Raw genomic sequence first — 20,344 nt, 5'->3', positions numbered from 1 at the left:
TTAGATAGTGCCGGGATTGAACAGAGGTGTGGCCTTCTGCAAGCAAGCGTCATTTAGTGTCTACAATCCCCAAAATTCCACAGCCTTCCCAGAAAACGATAGATAATTAATCACGTAGTGCGCGATTATGGTCGGGTATATTGATCTTGTTGAGTACATGCAGACCATGAGCCCTGATCCGGTTATTGCTGTTGCTATGACTGCTACTGGGCCTTGTGACCAGTGGATCAGGCCGAAGATAATTGCGGAGATGAGGAATATTTTGGGTATGGAATAGCTGCGATCCTTCAGCGCAGTGAAGGTAAGTCCGCGAAAGATGGCTTCTTCGGAGATAGCGACCAGTGCCAATCCGAAAGTCATGTCCAGCATGTAGAGTGGCGAGTCTGTTCCGATGGGAATGGAACCCAGCCGCATGGATGGCAGCACCTTGGACCAGAGCGCAAATCCCGGTTCATCAAGGCAGAGGCCGAGCACGCTAATTCCTATTGTCCAGAGGATTAACTGTTTCATCGGCAGCGGTACAAGGCCGAGGTCCGCTCGATTAAGTTCCCCTCTTCTCAGTAGATAATACAGAAATCCCAGCGGGATGATTTTTGCTCCGTAGTCAATTGCCAGCCAGAGCAGTTCGTGTTTAATGAAGATGTTGTTGAAGTCATTGAGGTAGAATGGCAGGGCGGCGAGAAAAAGGATTGTGGTTTTATTGTTGATCACGCTGATTACTCCTTGCCAATAGCGGATTGCTGATTAAATTTATGACGGTTTGTGCGTATAGAGCGGCGAAGCCAAATTGAAAGTTTTTGAAGAGTCCAGAGAAACTTTTTCCAAAAAGTTTCTTTGGCCGCCGGAGGCGAATCCTTTTCATCAAAAAGCGCGAAGCGCCTCAAATAAATTGGAGATATAATCTTGTCTGAACAATTAAATATAGAACTGAATAGCCCCAAGATACTCTCTGCGGACGAATTTGCAAAGATCAGGGCGGATTTCCCGGCTGAGAAAAAGATTGTTTTTACTAACGGCTGCTTCGATATCCTGCATGCCGGACATGTGGACCTGCTTTCCCGTGCCCGTGAGCAGGGCGATTTGCTGGTGCTGGGCCTGAACAGCGATAAATCCGTGCGTTCCATTAAGGGGGAAAAACGTCCGGTTACCGGACAGCAACAGAGAGCTTTTGTTCTCGCAGGGCTGGCCTGTATTGACTACGTAATTTTCTTTGATGAAGACACTCCGTACAACCTGATCAATAAGGTCCAGCCGGATGTGTTGATCAAGGGTGGCGATTGGACCGTGGATAATATTGTGGGTCGGGATATTGTCGAAGGACGTGGCGGTGAAGTGCTTTCCTTGCCGCTATTGCCCGGATATTCCACTACCGGGGTGATTCGTCACATTCGCGAGAATGAAATCGAATAGTTCAGGTTGCCTTTGGTTTTAAATGCTTTATTTTTATGCTAGAAGTTATTATCTAGTTTGAAGAATTGTGTTTTGTTTTACCCTTGACAAGTCGATGGATGTTGGGCTATTAAGCTCGACTCGCTTGGCGAAACGGGCCAATAGCTCAGTTGGCAGAGCCCCCGGCTCATAACCGGATGGTCCCAGGTTCGAATCCTGGTTGGCCCACCACTTATTTCATATGGATACAAATCAAAATACAATCCAAATTCTTTCTGCTTTCTAACATTCGAAAGCTGTTGTGCTCCCGGGGGACAGCCCTTGCGGGAGCATATTATTTTATTGTATTTTGATGTGTTGAATTTGATTACGAGCGGAAATAATTGAACATCTTCCTTGCATGGCAATGAGCAGCCGTGTGCATGGCAAATGGTGGCCGTTATGAAGACAGCAGAAGTTATCAGCAGGATCGAGTCACTTGTTCCTTCGGGGTTTGCTGCCCCGTGGGATAATTGCGGTGTTCAAATCGCGGGATCGGAAAGGGATGTTACCAAAGTAGCTGTGGCCCTTGATCCGTTGCCGCAGGTTGTTTCTTCAGCCCTTGAATGGGGGGCGCAGTTTGTGCTGACCCACCATCCGCTGGCTATTGAAGCAAAGCTGCCTGCAAAGCTGGACTGGTTTCATGATGTTATGAAGCAGGTCTTTTGCGCGGATGTGACCCTTTTTGCTTCGCACACCTCTTTGGATGTGCAGTTCAAGGGTGCTGTATCATGGCTCGGGCGGGAGCTTGAGCTTGAAAATCTGCGTGTGCTTGATCAGGTTGCGGAAAACGAGGCCGGTGATATACTCGGATACGGTTGTATTGGAGAATATTCTACTCCGGTTGTTTTCGCAGATTTTGTAGAGCGTGTTTCGCAGCTTTCCGGTTGCGGGGTTGTGGCCCTGTGCGGTCCGGAACCTGAAAAGGTCGGCTGTGTAGCCATGTGTCCCGGTTCGGGATCTTCGTTCATGGATAAGGCTTTCGGCCTTGGAGCGGATGTATTCATTACCGGGGATGTGAAGTACCATCCTGCACAGGAAAGTGTAGGCGCAGTACTTGATGTGGGGCATTTTTCCTTGGAAGAGGAAATGATGCGCCGTTTTTCCGTTCTTCTCGGAGAAGATCTCGGAAAGGAAGTAGAAGTGAAATTTTTCAGCGGACGCAATCCCTTCGCTTATCATGTGCAGGGGGAAGGCGTGCGCAGGCCCTGAAATAACGGGCTGTCATGACAAAAGAGAATTAACAGTTCCGTAGAGGCCTTACGGGATTGTATTTAAGTTTCCGAACATCGATGTGGCGGAGGCCCTGATAAGGCCGTCCGCAAAAGGGGACCCAATAATGTATGAAAAACAGATAGAACAGCTTGTTGTTTTGCAGAAGGTTGACGACGAAATCATCCTTCTTGAAGCGGAAATCGATCAGGCGCCCAAAGATGTGGCTGCCCTTGAATCCCGCAAGGAATCCCTTGAAAAGCGTAAACAGCAGCTGACTGAAAAGCTTGATCTGCTTGCCGAGCAGAAGAAAAAGCTCGAACACGAAATCGAAGAAGATTCCGTTAAGGTAAAAAAGAGCAAGAGCAAGCTGATGCTGGTTGGTACCACCAAGGAATACCACGCCATGATGCGTGAGATGGACAGCCTTGAAAAGCTGAACAGACTTCGTGAAGAAGAAAAGATCACCGTTCTTGAAGAGACCGAACGTCAGACCGAACTGATGGCTGACATTGAAGGTAAAATCAAGGAACTGAACGAAGAGCTTACTGAAAAGCGCGCCGGTCTCAAGGAAAAACTTGATGCTGCCAACGGTGAATTGGATAAACTCAACAAGCGTCGTAACAAGGCCGGTGAAGTTGTTCCCAAGCCTATTCTTGGGCGTTACGAGTTCATCCGCTCTCGTCTTGCTCATCCGGTTATCGTGCCTGTTGAAGATGCAGTGTGCACCGGCTGTAACATTATGATTCCGCCGCAGGAATACAACGTGCTGCAGGAAGGCAAGCAGATTCTCAGCTGCCCCAACTGCCAGCGCCTCATCTACTGGATTGAGCACATTCCCGAAGCTGCAAAGCCTAAAGCTCTCCAGAAAGACGAAAAATAGTTTTTAATGTCTCCGGCTTTTTTGTCGGGGCTTGGCTTGCTAAAAGCGAGCTGGAAATATCAGGAGTTGGACGGATCATCGCCGCGGCTTTATGCCGGGGAGGAAAGTCCGGGCTCCGAAGGGCAGGACGCTGGGTAACTCCCAGCGGAAGTGATTCCGGGAAAGTGCCACAGAAAACAGACCGCTCCGATGTTTATTCATCGGAGTAAGGGTGAAACGGTGGGGTAAGAGCCCACCGGCGGGTATGGTGACATATCCGGCCAGGTAAACCCCGTCCGGAGCAAGACCAAATAGGGAAGTGTTTGAGGCCGGCCCGGCCGAGCTTTCGGGTAGGTTGCTTGAGGTGTATGGTAACATGCATCCTAGAGGAATGATGATCGTCTGCCGCAAGGCAGATACAGGACCCGGCTTATAGTCCGACTCCTCTTTTATTTGTATAGATTAAAAAGGGGCAGCCTTTGGGCTGCCCCTTTTTTTATAGGGATTTAATCATGAGTACATCCGGTGAAGTGTGGGCTGTTCTGCTGGCTGCAGGCAGCGGCACCCGTCTGGCGAATGCTGTTGGCGGGGTCAAAAAACAATTCCTTGAATGGAAGGGCTTCCCGCTCTTCTGGCATTCCGCAATTACTTTTTCCAATACCCCTGCTGTCTCCGGCATAATCTTTGTTTTTCCTCCTGATCAGGTTGAGGAAATGAAAGAGGTTGTGGCCAAGCTTGACGGTGCAGATTCACTTGGCATGCGCTTCAAGGTAACTGCCGGGGGAAAACGCAGACAGGATTCCGTATTCAACGGCTTGAATGAACTTCCTTCAAGGTGTACCCATGTGCTGGTTCATGATTCCGCGCGCCCATTTGCTTCGGTGAAAATGATCAGCGGTATTATTGATCGGTTGCAGGCTGGCGACGAAGCTGTCATCCCGGCAATTGATGTGACCGATACAATTAAGGAAGTGGAAGACGGGATTGTTGAAAGAACGCTGACTCGTTCCCGCTTGAAAGCGGTACAGACTCCGCAGGGCTTTGCGTTGTCCACTCTTCATGCTGCTCACAAACAGGCAGAAGAAGAGGGCTGGGATGTGACCGATGATGCTTCCATGGTGGAAATGGCCGGGAAGGATGTTCATATTTGTGAGGGAGAAGAAGGTAACATTAAGATGACCAACCCCGAAGACTTGAAAAAAATCGAAGAAGACAAACGAACCATTCCCTGCGTGGGATGGGGTTACGATGTCCATAAATTCGGCGAGGGCCGTCCTATGGTGCTGGGCGGTGTTCCCATTCCCGGCGGACCGGAAGTAATTGCACATTCCGACGGCGATGTGCTGCTTCATGCTCTGGCTGATGCCATTCTGGGACTTTTCGGCGGCGGCGATATCGGCCACCACTTTCCTGATACCTCTGATGCCTGCGAAAACATGTCCAGCGGGATTATTGTAAAAGAGGTAATGGCTAAAGCTGAAGAAGCCGGTGTGGAGATCGTCCACGTAGACCTGACTGTGATAAGCCAGATTCCCAAACTTTCCCCGCATAGGGAGCTGATCCGTAAAAATGTTGCTTCAGTCATGGGCTTGGATAAAGCTCAGGTGAATGTGAAAGCAACTACTGAGGAAAAACTCGGATTTACCGGAGAGAAAAAGGGCATTAAAGCTGTGGCCGCAGTAACCGGCCTTAAAAAGATTTAGGTTCAAGGCATGAGCGGAAAATCCTTTTTGAAATTATTCCTGACATTGGTTTTGCTGGTTGCAGTTGCTGCCGGAGGATATTTCAAGCTGGAGGAGTTTTCCGCTGCCAAGGTCCGTGAGTCCTTGGATCGTCATGCTGATCTGGTCCGGGTTGATTTTGAGCGGGCTTTATTCAATCCTTTTGACAAGTCATTGCATGTCTGGGGGCTTGATTGCCGCCTAGCCACTGGAGCAGGCTGCTCCGTTCGGAAGCTGGAAGTTGATTCTTTTGATCATGAACATAATCCGCCTCGTTTTTTTCGGGGCAGGGTTCATGGTGTTTCCATTCCGGTGGAGTTCATAAATATGGGAACTCTTGCCCGCGATTTTTGGAAAATGGGTTATGAAAAGCTGGATTTTGACCTCTTTGCCGACTACAGCTATGAAGACGAAACCAAACGGCTTTCAGTTAAGTCGATAAATTTTGACGGCCCGGATATTTGCCGGGTAAGTGCTGGCTTCAGTCTCGGTGATGTGAGTCTACGAGGCCCGGGAATCGGTGGATTTATCGGGACCAGCATGCTTGACGGTTCGCTTGTCTGGCAGGATTTGTCCCTTACAAATAAAATTGTGGCTCTTTCAGCAGAGAGTGAAGGAGTCGGAATTGAAGCTTATCGTGACAGGCTGCGAGAATCACTGCAGTTGGAAATGCAGGAGGCGAGAAGTCTCGGCAATGGCTATGCTGAGAATTTTTATGCCGAGCTTATAAAATTTATTGAGAATCCCGAGAGGTTGGTTGTCCGGGTTGAACCGACCGAACCTGTGCCCCTGATTTATATGTTTATGGGACGCAGTTTTGAAGAAATGCTTGACCTTTACGGGATTACGGTCGAGGCAAATTTTTATTCACGAAAATAAGGAGTGGCTATGCGCCTTTACAATACACTCAATCGGAAGAAGGAAGAGTTCGTACCTTTAAACGGCAACAAAGTTAATCTTTACGCCTGCGGTATCACCGCCTACGACCTCTGTCATATCGGCCATGCACGCTCTTCCGTTGTTTTTGATATTCTGGTCCGTTACCTGCGTTTCAAGGGTTACGATGTGACTTTCGTGCGTAACTTCACTGATATTGATGACAAGATCATCAATCGGGCCAATGAAACCGGAGTGACCTCCACCGAACTGGCTGAGAAATTTATCGGTGAATTCTACGTGGATATGGATAAGCTGAATATCCTTCGCGCAGATATCGAGCCCAAGTGTACTGAGCATATTCCCGAAATGATCGAGTTGACCCAGACTCTGATCGAGAAGGATCACGCTTACGCAACTCCGTCCGGTGATGTTTATTTCAAAGTCCGCTCTTTTGATGACTACGGAAAACTTTCCGGTAGAAATATCGAAGACTTGCAGTCCGGTGCGCGTATTCAGCCCGGTGAAGAAAAACAGGATCCTCTTGATTTCGCTCTCTGGAAAGCTGCCAAGCCCGGTGAACCTTCTTGGGAAAGTCCTTGGGGGCAGGGTCGTCCCGGTTGGCACCTTGAATGTTCTGCCATGAGTGAAAAATATTTCGAACTCCCTTTCGATATTCACGGCGGCGGACAGGACCTTAGTTTTCCCCACCATGAAAATGAAATTGCCCAGAGTGAAGCTGCTACCGGAAAAGAAATGGCTCGTTTCTGGGTTCACAACGGTTTTGTGCAGATTAACTCCGAAAAAATGTCCAAGTCTCTGGGCAACTTTTTCACCATTCGGGATATCCTTGATAAGTTCATGCCCGAAACTCTGCGTTATTTCCTGCTGACCATGCATTACCGCAGCCCCCTCGACTTTTCATTTGAAGCTCTTGAGGAAGCTGAAAAAGGTATCCGTCGCGTATATTCCGCTTTGGAACAGACCGCTGAAGCCCTGAATAAATCCAAATGGTCCAAGGCAGCTCTTCCCGAAGAGGTTCTGGCTGAAATCGAAGATGCTGAAAAGGGCTGGGCTGATGCCATGGAAGATGACATGAACACTGCCGGAGCAATGGGCCATATGTTCACTCTGATCCGTCTGGCCGGACGTATCGGTGAAGAGAAATCATGGCGTAAGTCCGAAGGTGGACGTGATGCATGGATTCGCATCCTTGAAGACATGAAAAAATGGGGCGAAGTGCTCGGTATTTTCACCCGTGATCCCAAGGAATTCCTCGAAGAATTAAAGCTTTGCATGCTTGAACGGAAAGGAATTGAAGTGGCAAAAGTTGAAGAGCTGGTTGCCGCCCGTCAGGAAGCACGTAAGAACAAGGATTTTGCCCGTTCCGATGAAATCAGGGATGAACTGATTGAACTCGGCGTGGAAGTTAAGGACACCCCGCAGGGAGCGGTCTGGTCCGTGATTTAATCTTTATTCTTCAAAATGCATTTTTTTAAGAAACCGGATTTCGATCCGGTTTCTTTTTTTTTGTTAAAGGGGTAAGATAAATGAAAATCTAATCTTTTTTGGGGTGTACATGCGAATTGGATTGAAGGGTAAAAGCTATTTAATTGTCTCTTTGATTTGCCTGCTGGTTTTTGTGGGCAGTGTACTGCTGGTATATAAGCTTAACAGCCGCGCCATATCCAAGGTTGAGAAAGTGCTCGTAGAAGAAAATCTCAGCCGCGCCGAATTTGCAGTTAATGAAAATTCCCAGGCTTTGAAAAGTCTTTGCCGTGACTGGGCATGGTGGGATGATACATTCTCATTTTTAAAAAAATTCAATGAACAGTATGTGATTTCAAACTTGACCCCGGAGGTTCTGGTTAACCTTGATCTTGATTTAATCATGTTTTTTGACAATGAGGGCAAATATTATTTTTCACACTCCGCAGAAGGAACTGACTCTGTAGAACTCTGCTTTACTACCGAAGGATGTCAGGGAAATGAAATAATCCGTAAATGCGGTGATAAAGGTTTGACCGGTCTTGTCAGAATCGATCACAGACTGATGCAGATTAGCGTTCAAAAGGTTCTAAAGAGTGATTTAGAGGGGACTCCTGCGGGCGTTATGATCATGGGCCGTTATTTTGGAGATCGGCATCTGGAAAAGCTGGGCAATGCTTTGCAGATGGATCTATTTTTTAGAGAATTAAAAGATGTTCCTGGTGCGGATGTTTTTTTTGATCCACCGGTGAGTGGAGAGGATAAGCTTAAGGGTTATATGGTTCTGCGGGATGTTTTCGAGAAACCTCTGGTGCTTTTAGGTTTAGGTATGGACCGTGATGCCTACGAAGTAGGAAGCTCCATGTTTAAGGTTTTTCTATTTTTCATGTGCACCGCTCTTTTGCTGCTCGGGGTTGCTGTTACTTTTGTGCTCAATAGGTACTTTGTTTCCCGGGTGAAAAGGGTGCAGGAGCAATTGAGGGGTGAGTATTTTACCGGTCCTGAGCAAAGGACAGTTCGTTTGAGTGGGAATGATGAACTTAGTGATTTGTCAGAATCAATAAATGATATCTTGGTGTTGTTACAGGAAGAAAAAGCAAAGGCTGAAACTGCCAGTAAGGTGAAAACTGAATTTCTGGCCAACATGAGCCATGAGATTCGAACTCCTATGCATTCTATTTTAGGAATGGTGGAGTTGCTCAAAGAAACTAATGTCGATGAAGAGCAGCGGGAATTCTTAAATATCGCGGGGACAGCCGGGGAAAGTCTGCTTGAGATAATCAATGATGTCCTTGAAATTTCGAAAATTGAAGCCGGACATTTACAGATAGAAAGGCATGAGTTTTTACTTCGAGAGATGGTCGAAAGAGTTGTAAGCGTTTTTGCTTTGGATGCCGCTCGTAAAGGCTTGAAGTTGGTTTGTCATATTGATGAAAATGTACCGGATAAAGTTGTTGGAGATGCAACCAGAATCAGGCAGGTGTTGAATAATCTGATCAGCAATGCTGTAAAATTCACCAGCGAAGGAACAATAGTTGTCTCTATTTATTGGGAGGCCGAGAAGCTTATTTTTGCGGTGAAGGATGAAGGTATCGGGATTGCGGCAGATAAGATCAACTATATATTCGAAAGTTTTACTCAGGCGGATTCCTCAACTTCCCGCAAGTACGGAGGAACGGGTCTTGGTTTGCCCATTTCTCGCAAGTTGGTATCCATGATGGGCGGTGAAATTTTTGTGTGCAGTAGTGTTGGAGAGGGAACTACTTTTCGTTTTTATGTAAATCTGGGCAGTGTTTAAATTGAAGTATTGATTGGCATGATTATTCTTGCGGTTAGTTATTGACACAGGCAATATAAGATTTAACTGGTAATGAAGTGTAGATAAACAACCTGTGAGGTTCAGATGTCAGATTTACTTGGATTGATTGCGGTGTTCGCAGTCGTTTTCATCATCGTGAAAGTGGTGATCCCCAAAATGGGAATCGCGCCGTGACAGATCGGTAAGGGGCCCCGTGAGGGTTCCAACGATAAAAACGGCGGCTGCGGGGGCAAATAACAGATGCCTATCTATGAATATAAATGCAATGTTTGCGGGCATGAATTTGAGGAATTGGTGTTTGCTTCCAGTTCCGAAACACCTGAGTGCCCTGAATGCAAAAGTCCGGACACAGAAAAGCTCTTATCTTCGTTCAGCTCCGGCGCTTCATTTGCCGATCCTGTTCCGGCAGCTCCTCCATCCGGAGGTTGTGGCGGTTCCGGATTTTCATGAGGTTAAGAATTTCTTCCGGTCGGAAGAGTAATAAAAAAGTCCCCGATTCATTTGAATCGGGGACTTTTTTTGGGAAAATTAGCAGTATGCTTGGCGCATGCAGCTGATAAGCGTTTTGACTCGGCTGTCATAGGTGTGCTCGGCCAGTATTCTTTTGCGGGCGGCTTTAACAATTTCTTTGCGTGCAGCTTCATCATTCAGGTATTTATCAACGAGCTGCGGAATTTCTTCCAGCGAGTTGTAAACGGCTATCTCCTTGCCCGGTTCAAACAACTTTTCCATCTGATAGCGGTGGTCGGTAAGGATAAATCCATTACAGGCCGGAACATCAAAGACCCGCTGGTTTACGGCACCTTTCATTTGCTGACTGGTACAGTTGAAGTTGATTTTGGAGCAGGGATAAAAGCGAGGCAGGTCATCGTAGTAGGAAAGCTCGCTGTGGTATTCCCATGTGGATTCGTTTGCCAGTAGCTGTTTCCAGCCGTCATCACCCACGATCAGTGGGTTGAAACCCAGAGTCTGTTTTACGCAGGAAAGGCGGTATTCGAGAGTTGCCTGCCAGATAACCAGAGTTTCAAAGGCAAGTTTACGGTGTGGAATCACCAATCCCTCGTATTCGGGGACAAGCTCAGGGTAGTTGCTTTCCAGAAAAGTTACGACTGAATGTTCGTTACCTTCACCAAACGTATGGGCGACTTCTTTATACTTTTCAGCCAGCAGTCCGGAAATTCTGGCTGCTTCCATTCTTCTGGCGGTTTTGTGGACCATGGAGTTGCCCACAAAGGAAATATCCTGCGCCCATTTACTTTCCGTGCAGCCCTTGGAGGGTAGGAATCTGGTTTGGTCTGTGCCTAGCGGTAAGTGGAATATTTTGTTGAAGCCCATTTTCCGCAGAGAGTCCATGCGGTCTGCGTCCCATGTGAAAATGGTTGTGTTCTCGTTGGCCTGCGCCTGATACAGGGGCAGAATCAATAGGGGATTGTCAACAAACCATGATGCCAGCGGCAATTGAAATTTATGGAGCAGGGTGTTCAGGACGCCTTCCTGATCAACTCCAAGATGGTTGACTGTGAGTACAAAGTCGGGCCTGAAGGTGTTGATGGCTGCTGAGATTCTAGCAACGAATTGCTCCAGCTCCATCTCTTTGGCGTCCATGTTGATAAACATATGCGGTACACCCTGACGCTGGCAGGCGGCCACGATTTCACCCATGAGAAAATATTGGCTGGTTAGGAGTAGGATTCTCGGATTTTCATTTTGAAATTTGGGCCAGATTGGAAACTCAACTGTCCTGCCCTCCTGCTCGATGAGCAGCTTTTCTGTTTGGGCATAGAAGGGAGACAGACGCAGGTAAAAAGGATTTTTTAACAGCTGGATTTTCTTGCCGGATGTAGACTCCAACTCCATGATGTGCGCTGCCGCATTTTGCGGGGAACTGGTGTTGATCCAGATTACTCTGGAATCTTTTCGAAGCTCTTCTTTTAAACCGCTGGCAGAGAGTATTTCATTTTCGCAGTCCAGAATGAGCAGGGGGCGGTCATTTTGTTTGAGAAGTTCTTTAGCGGCTACGCCGATGCCGCAACCGACCAGCAGGGGGATTTTGTTGTCATCAAGCTGTGAGGCCAGTTCTTCTTCCCGGCGCAGCCCGTATTTGCCCCACATATGTTTTGTCCTACCGTCAGCAGTGATGCGTATATCAGTAAGAATTTCTCCGTCTTGTATGGCTTCTGCAATGTAAGGTGTACTCATCAAGGATACCTACCACGAGTCACGGGCCGGTTTATGGTAGAAGAATTCAAGCCTTCTGTTTTTGCTCTTGTTGGCAGGAGAGTCATTTTTTACCAACGGCTGGGTGTCCGCATAGCCAACGGCTTTCAGCCGTTTAGGAGCTATCCCCCCCTGTTCAACAATATAGCGCAATGCACTTGCAGCTCTAGCTGACGAAAGTTCCCAGTTGGTAGGAAATTTTCTGGAATGTATTTCGGAATTATCCGTATGTCCTCGGACCACAAGGTTATAGTTGTGATCCTTCAAGATGCTGATAACTTTGTCCAAGACCTTGTGTGCTTCTGGCCTGAGGGTTGCCGATCCCGGCTCAAAAAGAGTCGCTGAATCCGTACTAACCACAACACCATCCTGATCGGCTTTTACCCCGGAAGACTTGCGGGTAGCGTCATCTTCATCCAGAAGAGCCTTGATCCGCAGGACCAGACCAAGCAACCGTTTGTCGTTGCTGTCCATTTTGACTTCTTTACGCTTCAGGTCTGAGGGGGTCAGGGCAAGGTTGTCTTCTTCCTTGCGTTCCATCTGAACCCCGAAAGCATCCTTGAGTGAGCCGAGCAATTCCTTGAACTTTGCAAGGTCATTGTTCGCGAAGGACAACAGAAGGACAAAAAAGCAGAGCAGAAGAGTTACCATATCCGCGAATGTAGCCATCCACGGCGGAAGCCCTTCTTCCGGCGGCGGATCATTATTCTTCGGTTTGATGACTACTACTTTGGCCATGCTGCGCTCTTAGGTTTATGCGGTAGCATCACGCAGACCGGGGGAAAGGAATGCCTGCAGCTTTTCTTTAACAATTGAGGGGTGTTCACCTTTTTGAATAGCAACAACGCCTTCAACCATAATTTCCATATATGAGGCTTCCTCAATAGAACGTTCTTCAAGCTTCTTAGCCAAAGGCAGAAAAATTACGTTGGCCAGAATAGAGCCGTAAAGGGTTGTCAGCAAAGCAACCGCCATTGCAGGGCCGATGGCGTCAGGGTCACTGAGGTTTGAAAGCATCTGTACCAGACCGATCAGCGTACCGATCATTCCGAAAGCCGGAGCCATGGCTCCCATTCCTTTCATGACTGCCTGACCTTGGAAATGACGTTTTTTCATGGCGTCAATTTCAAATTCCATAATTGAGCGGACTAGATCCCCGTCTGTTCCGTCGGCTACAAGAATGACCCCTTTCTTAAGGTACTCATCGTCAATGGCAACTTTTTCAAGTGCTACAAGGCTTTCTTTACGAGCAGTTTCAGCGAGAGCTACGATCTGGTCGATCATGATTTTGGGGTCTTCGGACTTGGCAAAGAAACCTTTTAAAGCGATTTTGAATGCTTTAAGTACAACCCCCATGGGAAACATAATGAAGCAGGAGGCAAATGTCCCCCCGAAAACAACAACGATTGATGGAGGATCAATAAAACCGGCCGCATTACCACCCATGACAATGGTTGCCGCGATCAGACCGAAACCGCCTACAATTCCTATTAAAGTTGCAATATCCATATTTGCTCTATTTCTTTAATGCGGGAGAGCCCACTTTTATTTCGTTGTTTTCATAGTAGAAAAAAACATTTTCCAGAGGTTCATTCACCTGCATATATGCGGGACCGATACTGATCTCCACTCCCGATTTTACAATGCCCTGAACCATAATTCTACAACTTTCCAGCTTTTCTGCCTGCTGGATTTTACCCCAAAGCTGCTTCTTCTTGTTCTTCAAAAAGCGAATCTTCATTTCGCATTTTTCGATTTTTCCCGTGAATTCAGCAGTGGTTGAGGAGCCGTTACTCATAATTTTCTGCAGATCTTTTACGTCATTTTCCAATACAGAAATTTGAGTAGAAATTTTGTCTATCTGGAGAAGCAGCAGTGGATTGTAGCCTACAATAATCTGCGAAGCAGCACTTAGACCGCCACCCAATTGTTCCCCAATAAATACTATTTGGTCACTATAACACCTTCCGCCGGCAAAACGACCTTTTACCGCGAACTTACCTTCGCAATATACTGTCGTATGCATGCAGTTCTTATCAATGATAATGTTGCCGCTGCTGACAAGTGTTGCATTCTCGCAAAAGGTTGTTCGTAGTGTTTCTTTGGATTCAATCAGTCCTTTGGTGTTGCCTTTTATTCCTCCATCGCATTTGAGGAATCCTGCAGCATGCACATTGGCCTGTTCAATCACCCCTTTGACATTGATGTTGTTGGCTTTTACATCCAAGCCGGATTTGATTGAGCCGTGAACAACCATGTCGCCGACAAAAAAGATGTTTCCGGTGGAAAGGTTTACGTCTCCACGTACATTGAGCAATTCTTTTACAGTAATCAAGCCTTCTTCATTGTAAAAGACATAGCCGTTACGAGTGGCAATCAGTTGATTTGTGTTTTCGGGATTGATTTTAGTGTTAGGACCGCGCGGGAATTCTTTCTCAGGGTAATGGCGCTGTCCCAAAGGACATTTCCCGTCTTCATCCGGTTCTTCCCATTGCGCAAGGACCTGACCGATGATGACGCTCTGCACATAGCCCATATTGTAATAATCTACGCTGCCATCGTTCTTCTCTACCGGTTTAAGGTCTGTGTAATCGAAGTCTGGATCAAAATAGTGCTTGAGACAGGGCATGCGGATGCTCCGGTAAATGCGGGGACGGTTAAGGGATTTCCCTTTCGTCTTCAATGATAGTGAAAAAGGAGATTAGTCTTACAAGTTCAAGGGTTTTGCAGATCTGTTCACTGGGGCGCAGAAGATACATATTCTTGTTATTGCTCTTGAGTCTTGAATTAAGCGAAACAAGGAAGCCTATCCCTGAACTATCAAGAAAAAGAGCTTCTGAAAGGTCGGCAACAATAACTTCAACTTCAGAAGATTCACTGGCCTTTTCTACCTGCTCCTTGAATTCGTAGATGGTTTCAATGGTGACCTCTTTTCCACATTTCAAGGTCATAATTCCATCTTGAATTTTGATTACTTCTTCCGCCATTGATCTTCCTTTAACTTGCGGGTCAGTTTAATTATATTTTTGCCATTTTCTTTAATTAATTCGAAGGAATCCATTAGTTCTGACATGATGAACATGCCCCGGCCGCCTACTGCTTCCGGAGAAGGCATGGAAAAATCGATGGACTTTGAACAGAGTCCTTTTCCCCAGTCTGCAATCTCAAATATGATATGCTCTCCGGGATGTACTTTAATGGTCAGTTCAAGTTTGTTGCAGTTTTCGATTTTGTCATAGGCGTGACGGGCTACATTGGAGCAACCTTCTGTAAGGACAAGATCCATGTCGTGGAGGAGGTTTTCATCCGCTACAAAATCCTTAAGAATGATAATTGCCTTGCGGGCTACTTCCCTGCTTTCTTCAGGGGTCGGAATTGCTTCCAGCACAAAGCGATGCATGATTGCTCCATGTTTATTGTCAGACGTAATTAGGTGCTTTGCCCGACGTTACAACTTCTGGATGCCACAATTAATAAATTTTAATATACCTAATCCTCCCTTTTTCGCAAAGGAAGTCAAGGTAAAACCTGAAAATTTAGACAAAATCCTTGGAATCCAGAATAATTGTGACCGGGCCCCAGTTGACGAAATCAACATTCATCATAGCTCCGAACTGTCCTGTCGCAACTTTTGCAGGGGCTTTCTGTGAAACATCCGCAATCAGCCTGTCAAAGAGGTCGCTTGCCAGTTGCGGTGCGGCAGCTCCGGTAAATGACGGTCTGCGTCCTTTTTTGCAAGATGCATAAAGGGTGAATTGGGAAACCAGAAGGATGTCGCCTTTAATGTCCTCAAGAGAGCGGTTCATGCGGCCTTCTTCATCTTCAAATATACGCAGCCCGATCATCTTATCTATCAGTGTATTCCAGACCTTGGATTCAGGAAGCTGTTCCGTGTCTTCCTTGCCGAATCCGGCCAGCACCATGATACCGGGGCCGATTTCGCCCACGGTTTTGCCTTCTACTTCAACTTTTCCGCCGCTTGTTCTTTGAATGACCAGCTTCATTCTAGTCCTCGAAGTATGTTGCTACGGAACTTTCTTTTTCTGAAACTGAAGCAAACACCATGCGCACATGCTCGTTCTCAACGCGTTTCTTCATTTCTTCGTAGATGTAACGGGCAATGTTTTCAGAAGAAGGGTTGCGGTGCTCGAAATATTCCAGGCTGTTCAGGTGTTTGTGGTCCAGAGTGTCCAGCACTTCATTGAGCTCTTTCTTCAGTTCTTTGAAGTCCATGAGAATTTCAACTTTCTGGTCAAGACGATCGCCTTCAATCTCTACTTCAACACCGAAGTTATGGCCGTGCATGTTCTCGCACTTTCCGCCGTAATTGCGAAGCTGATGTGCTGAGCTGAAGTCTTTCTTTACCTTGAGTCTCCATTTTCCTTTAGACATATATTTCTCTCCTGTGAGTAAAATCAATTTGGTGCGCTATCGCGCTTTTTTTAAAGATGCCTCTATTGCAATTTTGCTTTGCCGTTTCCATTTTTACGCCACAGGTTGAATTCTTTCCAGAAATCCCCATTGGGCTTGATGTTGTATGTATGCCCGAGGCGCAAGGTGCATATGGAATCGGGAAGAAACATCTGTAAGGTTATAGGTGCAGAGCCGGGATATCCTGCAAGTATCGCTTTCAGTTCAGCTATGCCTTCCTCAGAGCACAGGGAATGGTGAACGGAAAGCGGCACTGCTTCCTGACAACCTGCCTGCGCATTTTCCAAGGGTGAAATTTCATCGCACATGACCTTGGATTCCGGCATAGCCTCTTCCTGACCTTCTTCCGGCGGCGGGTTGTCCACTTTACCCTTGATCAACAAGGGGATGTCCTGTCCGAGGTATTGGTGTACCTCTTCGTAGGTTTTGGGGAAGATGATGAGTTCTCCGGAACCGGTCATGTCTTCGATGGTGGCAAAGGCCATCTTTTTACCGGACTTTTTGGTGATGATCTCTTTGTATCCGGTGATGATGGCACCCAGTTTAATCGTAGCTTCGTGAGCCAGATTCGGGCAGTTTTCAATGGTCTGAAGACCTAGTCTGCTCATTTCATTACGGTAAGAAAGCAGGGGATGGCAGGTCAGGTAGAAGCCGAGTGCTTCTTTTTCAAGGCGCTGCATCTCCTTGTCGTCCATTTCCGGCATGTTGAATTCTTCAAAGCTGACCACTGCCGGCTCTTCAGCTTCACCGCCTCCACCGAGCATGTCCAGCATATTGATCATGCCGGATTCTTTCTCTTTATTTTTCTTTTGACCGTAAGAAACAGCCTTATCAAGAGAAGCAATCAGACCGGAACGGGTTAAGCCCATGGAATCAAATGCCCCGGCCCGGATCAGGTATTCAATGACGCGTTTGGTAACACGGCGCAGGTTAACGCGGGTTATGAAGTCGATGAAATCTTTGAAAGGACCGTTTTTCTGGCGTTCCTCAACAATTTCATCAATCGCTTCTTCACCTACGTTTTTGATCCCGGCCATACCGTAAATGATGTCACCTTCGTACACCGAGAATCGCGCCACACCGAGGTTGATGTCCGGCTGGCGTACAGTAACGTCCATGTCTCGGCAGGCGTTAATGTACATGATGATCTTTTCGGTGTTGTTCATTTCAGTACTCATGAGTGCCGCCATGAATTCCACCGGGAAATGTGCTTTGAGGTAAGCTGTGTAGTATGAAATCAGTGCGTATGCTGCGGAGTGCGATTTGTTGAAACCGTAGGCCGCGAACTGCTCCATAAGGTCGAAGATATCGTTGGCGGTCTGCTCCGGAATGTTGTTTTCCTTAGCACCGTCAACAAAGCGGACCCTGTGTTTGGCCATCTCTTCGGGAATTTTCTTACCCATGGCTCGGCGGAGCAGGTCACCCTCACCGAGTGAGTAGTTGGCGATGGTCATTGCCGCGCCCATTACCTGTTCCTGATATACGATAACCCCGTAAGTCGGCTTAAGGCTCGGCTCAAGAGTCGGCCAGAGATAGGTTACTTCGATTTCACCGTGCTTACGTTTAATGAATTCATCAACCATACCGGAACCCAGCGGACCCGGACGGTACAGAGCGAGCATAGCGATGATGTCTTCAAAGCAACTGGGGCGGAGCATGCGCAGGTATTTACGCATACCGGAAGATTCAACCTGAAAGACCCCGTCGGTGTCCCCTTTACAGAAAATATCGAAGGTGTCCTGGTCATCAAGGGTAAGGGTGTCCAGATCCGGCGCTTCCTTGCCCTGCAAGCGGATAATATCGAGGCAGTCCTCGATAACTGTCATGGTGCGCAGCCCCAGAAAGTCGAACTTGATCAGGCCGACTTTTTCGACCTTTTTCATGTCGTACTGGGTCACGATTTCGCCCTTTTTACCTTTGTAAAGGGGCAGGTAATCGGTCATGGGCTTATCGGAGATAACAACCCCGGCCGCGTGGGTCGATGCATGGCGGGACATGCCTTCCAGACGGGTGGCGATATCCATGAGCTTGGCGATCTTGGGATCGGTGGCAACCATGTTGCTCAGTTCCGGGATAGCCTCAACCGCGTTGGGTACGGTGATTTTGGCCTTCTTTACTCCCAGACCCTGCGCGATGACTGCGGGATCGTCAGGAACGAGCTTGGCGATGGGGTCGGTCTCGGAAAAATGCATGCCCATCGCCCGACCAACGTCTTTGATTACCGCTTTGGTTTTCATTGTTCCGTAGGTGGTAATCTGAGCTACGTGGTCCCAGCCGTACTTTTCAGAGCAGTATTTAACTACTTCGAGGCGACGTCGTTCACAGAAGTCGACATCGATATCAGGCATGGAGACACGCTCAACGTTCAGGAATCTTTCAAAGAGCAAGTCATAGGGGATGGGGTCGAGGTTGGTGATTCGAAGTGCCCATGCAACGATAGAACCCGCTGCCGAACCACGGCCCGGACCAACGGGAATCCTATTGTCTTTTGCCCAGTTAATGAAGTCCTGAACGATAAGGAAGTATGCAGGGAAGCCCATTTCATTAATGACGCCAAGTTCGTAATCAAGACGCTCCCAGTATTTTGCTTCATCAATTTCGTAGGGTGCGTTCTCAATGCGTTTCTGTAGACCTTCTTTGCAGAGCTTTACAAACTCGGTCTCAATGGTCATGCCCTCGGGAAGTTCGTATTCCGGGAAGTAGTAGTTGCCTAGCTCGATCTCAAGGTTGCACATCTCGGCAATCTTCTGGGTGTTGGCAATGGCTTCCGGCACATGAGCGAAATATTCTTCAAACTCTTCCTGTGGCTTGAAGTAAAGCTGGTCAGTACCCATGCGGAAACGTTTCTCCGCATCAACCGTGGTCTGGGTCTGGATGCAGAGCAATAAGTCGTGTGCTTCGTAGTCTTCTTTGGTCAGGTAATGGCAGTCGTTTGTAGCAACAAGCGGCAGTCCGGTCTGTTCGGCGCACTTGTAGATCAGTTCGTTGAGGTCTTCCTGTTCTTTAAGCCCGTTTGCCTGAACCTCAAGATAGAAGTTGCCGGGGAAAATGGATTCATAGGTCTTGGCCATTTCAATCCCGGCATCGAGTCCTTCATTCATCAAGGCGCGGGGAACCTCACCTGCAAGACAGGCTGAAAGGGCGATAACCCCTTCGCTGTATTTGTTGAGCAGGTACTTGCTGACTCGCGGCTTGTAGTGGAAACCTTCAAGGAAACCAAGGGAGCAGAGTTTGATGATGTTTTTGTAGCCCTGTTGGTTCTTAGCCAGCAATACGAGGTGGTAACGGCCTTTTTTGTCTTTGCGTGTGTGGGCCAGTTCATCATCAATATCTCCGGGCGCAACATAGACTTCGCAGCCGATGATGGGCTTGATGCCCATATCCATGGCAGTCATATAAAAAGTAACAGCACCGAACATGGAGCCGTGGTCGGTGATGGCGACAGCAGGCATGCCGAAGTCTTTTGCCTGCTGACAAAGGTCTTTAATGCGGATGGCGCCGTCCAGCAGACTGTATTCTGTGTGAACGTGCAGATGAACAAATTCTGACATATATATAGTTCCTGATAGGGGAATAGATTCTAGGTAAAGGAAGTTAGTATTTATTTTTAGGGTCAAACGCAATAGGCGGGAAAGGCTTCACAAACTGTTTGTCAGCTAAGAGTATGCAAAATATTTCGGATTCCCGGACCGTTGACGAAACAGATCTCCCATGCAAGAAATTTTATGAATATCTAAAAGTGGTGACCAGAACATGGAACTCTCTGTGAATTATATATATGGAAGGCTTCCTTTGATCCTTCTTTTCGTTACCGGGTATATCCTTTACCGGGTAACCGCTTCTACTGCCTTGCCTGAGTATGTTTCTGCCAGAGCGGTGCGTTTCAGTAGGGGAAGGACGGATTATCTGCTGCTTTCACTGATGGGCGTTGCGGCAATGCTGTCCATGTTTATCCCTAACGCAGTCACTGTGCTGGCTATGATTCCGGTCATCCGCAAGCTTGATGATGAACTCGAATCCATGACCACTCCACTTACCCTTTCTATAATATATGGAGCAAACATAGGTGGTATGGGCTCGCTTATCGGCAGTCCTGCCAACCTGCTGCTCATTGGCGCGCTTGACCTCTTCGATATACCGGGACGTATGGGTCTAACTTTCTTTAATTGGTTTGAGTGGGCTTTGCCGCTGGTAGTACTTATGTTGTTACTGGGCTGGTTTGTGGTACGCCTCTCACTTTCCTCTGGAGGGAAGTCGATAGCACACGCAGGTGAAATCCCCCGTTTAGAT

Annotated in this window: 19 protein-coding genes, 1 tRNA gene and 1 other RNA gene (1 of these 21 only partly in view); 11 read left to right on the top strand and 10 right to left on the bottom strand. The window is 47.4% G+C overall.

Annotated elements, in window-relative coordinates:
• Positions 1 to 60: 60 nt before the first annotated feature.
• The gene (locus DESAL_RS17155) at positions 61 to 711 is read right to left on the bottom strand and encodes a CPBP family intramembrane glutamic endopeptidase (protein WP_015853228.1); all 651 of its coding nucleotides are present in this window, start codon (positions 709 to 711) and stop codon (positions 61 to 63) included.
• 192 nt (positions 712 to 903) lie between these two features.
• Between DESAL_RS17155 and rfaE2 the strand changes: the two genes are divergently transcribed.
• From rfaE2 to DESAL_RS17110, 10 genes are all read left to right on the top strand, one after another.
• Positions 904 to 1,410 carry a D-glycero-beta-D-manno-heptose 1-phosphate adenylyltransferase gene (rfaE2, locus tag DESAL_RS17150; RefSeq protein ID WP_015853227.1) on the top strand — a complete coding sequence of 169 codons (507 nt, stop codon included), beginning with the start codon at positions 904 to 906 and terminating at the stop codon, positions 1,408 to 1,410.
• A 134-nt stretch (positions 1,411 to 1,544) separates the two neighbouring features.
• Positions 1,545 to 1,620 (top strand) — tRNA-Ile (locus DESAL_RS17145).
• Positions 1,621 to 1,830: 210 nt separating this feature from the next.
• Positions 1,831 to 2,640 (top strand): Nif3-like dinuclear metal center hexameric protein, encoded by an 810-nt coding sequence (locus DESAL_RS17140; protein ID WP_015853226.1) that lies wholly within the window; start codon positions 1,831 to 1,833, stop codon positions 2,638 to 2,640.
• 127 nt (positions 2,641 to 2,767) lie between these two features.
• Positions 2,768 to 3,523 (top strand): zinc ribbon domain-containing protein, encoded by a 756-nt coding sequence (locus DESAL_RS17135; RefSeq protein WP_015853225.1) that lies wholly within the window; start codon positions 2,768 to 2,770, stop codon positions 3,521 to 3,523.
• Positions 3,524 to 3,585: 62 nt separating this feature from the next.
• Positions 3,586 to 3,951, top strand: an RNA gene (gene rnpB, locus DESAL_RS19955) — RNase P RNA component class A.
• Between the two features lie 63 nt (positions 3,952 to 4,014).
• On the top strand, positions 4,015 to 5,205 hold the full coding sequence (ispD, locus tag DESAL_RS17130; protein ID WP_015853224.1) for a 2-C-methyl-D-erythritol 4-phosphate cytidylyltransferase: 1,191 nt from the start codon (positions 4,015 to 4,017) through the stop codon (positions 5,203 to 5,205).
• Between the two features lie 9 nt (positions 5,206 to 5,214).
• Positions 5,215 to 6,102 (top strand): hypothetical protein, encoded by an 888-nt coding sequence (locus tag DESAL_RS17125; RefSeq protein ID WP_015853223.1) that lies wholly within the window; start codon positions 5,215 to 5,217, stop codon positions 6,100 to 6,102.
• Between the two features lie 9 nt (positions 6,103 to 6,111).
• A complete protein-coding gene (cysS, locus tag DESAL_RS17120) occupies positions 6,112 to 7,569 on the top strand; it encodes a cysteine--tRNA ligase (RefSeq protein WP_015853222.1) in 1,458 nt (485 codons plus the stop codon).
• Between the two features lie 109 nt (positions 7,570 to 7,678).
• Positions 7,679 to 9,385, top strand: a complete 1,707-nt coding sequence (locus tag DESAL_RS17115) for a sensor histidine kinase (protein WP_015853221.1) — start codon at positions 7,679 to 7,681, stop codon at positions 9,383 to 9,385.
• A gap of 261 nt (positions 9,386 to 9,646) precedes the next feature.
• Entirely contained in the window at positions 9,647 to 9,856 is a 210-nt protein-coding gene (locus DESAL_RS17110; RefSeq protein ID WP_015853220.1) for an FmdB family zinc ribbon protein, read from the top strand.
• A 78-nt stretch (positions 9,857 to 9,934) separates the two neighbouring features.
• On the opposite strand, the gene DESAL_RS17105 is transcribed toward DESAL_RS17110, so the two are convergent.
• The 9 genes from DESAL_RS17105 to dnaE all read right to left on the bottom strand — a co-directional run bounded on the left by DESAL_RS17105 (position 9,935) and on the right by dnaE (position 19,605).
• Positions 9,935 to 11,605 carry a CgeB family protein gene (locus tag DESAL_RS17105; RefSeq protein WP_015853219.1) on the bottom strand — a complete coding sequence of 557 codons (1,671 nt, stop codon included), beginning with the start codon at positions 11,603 to 11,605 and terminating at the stop codon, positions 9,935 to 9,937.
• Between the two features lie 9 nt (positions 11,606 to 11,614).
• A complete protein-coding gene (locus DESAL_RS17100) occupies positions 11,615 to 12,361 on the bottom strand; it encodes an OmpA family protein (protein WP_015853218.1) in 747 nt (248 codons plus the stop codon).
• Between the two features lie 15 nt (positions 12,362 to 12,376).
• Positions 12,377 to 13,132 carry a motility protein A gene (locus DESAL_RS17095; RefSeq protein WP_015853217.1) on the bottom strand — a complete coding sequence of 252 codons (756 nt, stop codon included), beginning with the start codon at positions 13,130 to 13,132 and terminating at the stop codon, positions 12,377 to 12,379.
• A gap of 7 nt (positions 13,133 to 13,139) precedes the next feature.
• On the bottom strand, positions 13,140 to 14,252 hold the full coding sequence (locus DESAL_RS17090) for a FapA family protein (protein WP_015853216.1): 1,113 nt from the start codon (positions 14,250 to 14,252) through the stop codon (positions 13,140 to 13,142).
• Between the two features lie 28 nt (positions 14,253 to 14,280).
• Complete coding sequence (locus tag DESAL_RS17085) at positions 14,281 to 14,610, bottom strand: STAS domain-containing protein (RefSeq protein WP_015853215.1); 330 nt, start codon at positions 14,608 to 14,610, stop codon at positions 14,281 to 14,283.
• Positions 14,595 to 15,023 carry an ATP-binding protein gene (locus DESAL_RS17080; protein WP_015853214.1) on the bottom strand — a complete coding sequence of 143 codons (429 nt, stop codon included), beginning with the start codon at positions 15,021 to 15,023 and terminating at the stop codon, positions 14,595 to 14,597. Before DESAL_RS17080 ends, DESAL_RS17085 begins: the two co-directional genes overlap by 16 nt.
• Before the next feature lie 136 nt (positions 15,024 to 15,159).
• Positions 15,160 to 15,627 (bottom strand): D-aminoacyl-tRNA deacylase, encoded by a 468-nt coding sequence (gene dtd / locus DESAL_RS17075; protein ID WP_015853213.1) that lies wholly within the window; start codon positions 15,625 to 15,627, stop codon positions 15,160 to 15,162.
• Between the two features lies 1 nt (position 15,628).
• Positions 15,629 to 16,015, bottom strand: coding sequence for a 6-carboxytetrahydropterin synthase QueD (gene queD / locus DESAL_RS17070; protein ID WP_015853212.1), 387 nt, complete (start codon positions 16,013 to 16,015; stop codon positions 15,629 to 15,631).
• A 62-nt stretch (positions 16,016 to 16,077) separates the two neighbouring features.
• Positions 16,078 to 19,605 (bottom strand): DNA polymerase III subunit alpha, encoded by a 3,528-nt coding sequence (dnaE, locus tag DESAL_RS17065; RefSeq protein ID WP_015853211.1) that lies wholly within the window; start codon positions 19,603 to 19,605, stop codon positions 16,078 to 16,080.
• Between the two features lie 214 nt (positions 19,606 to 19,819).
• On the opposite strand from dnaE, the gene DESAL_RS17060 reads away from it, so the two are divergent.
• On the top strand, positions 19,820 to 20,344 hold the 5' end (the start) of the coding sequence (locus DESAL_RS17060) for an SLC13 family permease (RefSeq protein WP_015853210.1). It continues 654 nt past the right edge of the window; the window shows 525 of its 1,179 coding nt (coding positions 1-525); the start codon lies at positions 19,820 to 19,822; the stop codon falls past the right edge of the window.

This window comes from Maridesulfovibrio salexigens DSM 2638 (assembly GCF_000023445.1).
Classification (GTDB): Bacteria; Desulfobacterota; Desulfovibrionia; order Desulfovibrionales; family Desulfovibrionaceae; genus Maridesulfovibrio; species Maridesulfovibrio salexigens.
This window is presented reverse-complemented; position numbering and strand designations above follow the sequence as displayed.

Bases quoted from the DNA above. Each gene is read 5' to 3' on its own strand.
- DESAL_RS17140 (WP_015853226.1), top strand. From the start codon at position 1,831: ATGAAGACAGCAGAAGTTATCAGCAGGATCGAGTCACTTGTTCCTTCG.
- DESAL_RS17135 (WP_015853225.1), top strand. From the start codon at position 2,768: ATGTATGAAAAACAGATAGAACAGCTTGTTGTTTTGCAGAAGGTTGAC.
- ispD (WP_015853224.1), top strand. From the start codon at position 4,015: ATGAGTACATCCGGTGAAGTGTGGGCTGTTCTGCTGGCTGCAGGCAGC.
- DESAL_RS17125 (WP_015853223.1), top strand. From the start codon at position 5,215: ATGAGCGGAAAATCCTTTTTGAAATTATTCCTGACATTGGTTTTGCTG.
- cysS (WP_015853222.1), top strand. From the start codon at position 6,112: ATGCGCCTTTACAATACACTCAATCGGAAGAAGGAAGAGTTCGTACCT.
- DESAL_RS17115 (WP_015853221.1), top strand. From the start codon at position 7,679: ATGCGAATTGGATTGAAGGGTAAAAGCTATTTAATTGTCTCTTTGATT.
- DESAL_RS17110 (WP_015853220.1), top strand. From the start codon at position 9,647: ATGCCTATCTATGAATATAAATGCAATGTTTGCGGGCATGAATTTGAG.
- DESAL_RS17105 (WP_015853219.1), bottom strand. From the start codon at position 11,605: ATGAGTACACCTTACATTGCAGAAGCCATACAAGACGGAGAAATTCTT.
- DESAL_RS17100 (WP_015853218.1), bottom strand. From the start codon at position 12,361: ATGGCCAAAGTAGTAGTCATCAAACCGAAGAATAATGATCCGCCGCCG.
- DESAL_RS17095 (WP_015853217.1), bottom strand. From the start codon at position 13,132: ATGGATATTGCAACTTTAATAGGAATTGTAGGCGGTTTCGGTCTGATC.
- DESAL_RS17090 (WP_015853216.1), bottom strand. From the start codon at position 14,252: ATGCCCTGTCTCAAGCACTATTTTGATCCAGACTTCGATTACACAGAC.
- DESAL_RS17085 (WP_015853215.1), bottom strand. From the start codon at position 14,610: ATGGCGGAAGAAGTAATCAAAATTCAAGATGGAATTATGACCTTGAAA.
- DESAL_RS17080 (WP_015853214.1), bottom strand. From the start codon at position 15,023: ATGCATCGCTTTGTGCTGGAAGCAATTCCGACCCCTGAAGAAAGCAGG.
- dtd (WP_015853213.1), bottom strand. From the start codon at position 15,627: ATGAAGCTGGTCATTCAAAGAACAAGCGGCGGAAAAGTTGAAGTAGAA.
- queD (WP_015853212.1), bottom strand. From the start codon at position 16,015: ATGTCTAAAGGAAAATGGAGACTCAAGGTAAAGAAAGACTTCAGCTCA.
- dnaE (WP_015853211.1), bottom strand. From the start codon at position 19,605: ATGTCAGAATTTGTTCATCTGCACGTTCACACAGAATACAGTCTGCTG.